Annotated in this window: 2 protein-coding genes; both read right to left on the reverse strand. The window is 40.6% G+C overall.

Annotated features, from left to right (window positions below; all coding sequences use genetic code 11):
• Positions 1-152: 152 nt before the first annotated feature.
• The gene (locus J3B89_RS20945) at positions 153-917 is read right to left on the reverse strand and encodes a hypothetical protein (protein WP_215399538.1); all 765 of its coding nucleotides are present in this window, start codon (positions 915-917) and stop codon (positions 153-155) included.
• A 122-nt stretch (positions 918-1,039) separates the two neighbouring features.
• Positions 1,040-1,649: hypothetical protein (locus J3B89_RS20950; protein WP_215399539.1), on the reverse strand; the 610-nt coding region annotated here is incomplete at its 5' end.

The following is a 1,649-nucleotide window of genomic DNA, read 5'->3' on the forward strand; positions in this document are numbered from 1 at the left end:
ACGCAATAAAAACGCTGAGTACATCGAGTTTGCCTATTAACGATTTTGACACCGATCTTTCCTATGGCTTATAACGCACGCCTAAACGGCGAGCAACTTGTTGCGAGTCCAGCGGCCACAGGCCGCGATGTTTAAGGCGCTTGTTAGGCACATTATAGCAAAGCAATTTGCCCCTCCTGATCACTACTAATGAGGTGGCAATTGCGTAAAACTGTTTTAAGCTGGACAGTATCATTGTTATGCCAAACCTCGTAAAAATCGTAATCAAAATGATGCAGCATAAGCATTTGAATACTCATCAATACTATATGCGAAGCGTGATCTACTAACGAATTGAATGGGCTACGCGGCCTGTTAAATCCATCTGGTTGTGGAAAAGATAGGCTTCCATGAGCGAAAAGGTTTCTGAGCTCATAAACTGCGTATAAGCCAATTCCGGATGAGCCATATTCCGTCAATTTTGATAATCTACTCTCGACATTACCAAATCCAAAACATAAAGCTGCGTGATCTTTGAAAGCTGCGGTTTGCTCATTGAGACCGATCAGTTGGGAGTGAGAGCTAAAACTCTTTTTCAATAGAAAGCATGTATTGCTTATTTTTCCTCTTTTATCTTTTTCGGGATGTTTTTCAGGCTTTACGATATCAATTGAGGCTTCTAAAGCTCCCCAGATAAAATTAAAGACAGCTAACTTTTTTATAGAAATTTGGAGTAAATCACTTCTAGCCAAATCATATTCATCTGCATCTCTACACCATCCAAAGCTAGAGTTATTTTTTGTAGTGTCTATTGAAATGGAGTCTATAGAGTTTGCTATGTTTAACCATTCGTAGACACTTTCCCACTCTACAAAATCATCGATTTCTGATACTAGCCTCGTTAATTCAGAAATATGCTCATCCAGTGATACTAGCACGACTAAACCTCCGAGTGCCTAACGCTCGCAGCACAGGCCGAAACCCGCGAAGCGGTTGAGGTCCAGGCCACACAGTGGCCGTTTGTGGCTGCGCTTGTTATGTGCCAAAGCCACAAGATTCTTTAAGCTTTGAGAGTCGATGGTTCTTCCTTGCCATTTTTGTGAGTCAAGTGACATATAAGTACCAGCGGAATAGCTAAGTAACTAAAAGGAAATATCCCGGAAACTTCATAAAAAGCCCAAAAAGGGAAGTTGACAAAGACACGGAAAAACCCAAAAAACTTAAGCACATCATTCAAGGACTCTTGAGCTGCTGCATAGCCTACAAGCAGCATCAAAACTGCGAAGCCTCTCGCTATCCATTTCCTATCCCACTGAATATTGTAGTAAAAGTTATCAGTCAGCGCTCGACGAAAATACAAGACGACTATATAAGCAGCTACGAAGCCAATAATAATATTCATAGAAACATAAAAGTAATCCGAGATTCTAATATTCATACTGAACATCTGGTAATAGATCTTCGTTTTTTGCATCAGCTGCAGAATCACTGATAGATGAAGAAGAAAAACTGCCGCTTTTAATAAATTTTTGTTCTCAAAAATTTTTTTTAAAACTTCCATTACTACATCCAAATTACGGTAATTACTGACACATAACGCTTTGCTAATTGGCTGCCGCAGCGCAGCGTAGGCAGTCCAGTGGAGGCCACGCTTTTTGTGGCCGGAACGA

This window comes from Rheinheimera oceanensis (genome assembly GCF_018831085.1).
Lineage (GTDB): Bacteria > Pseudomonadota > Gammaproteobacteria > Enterobacterales > Alteromonadaceae > Alishewanella > Alishewanella oceanensis.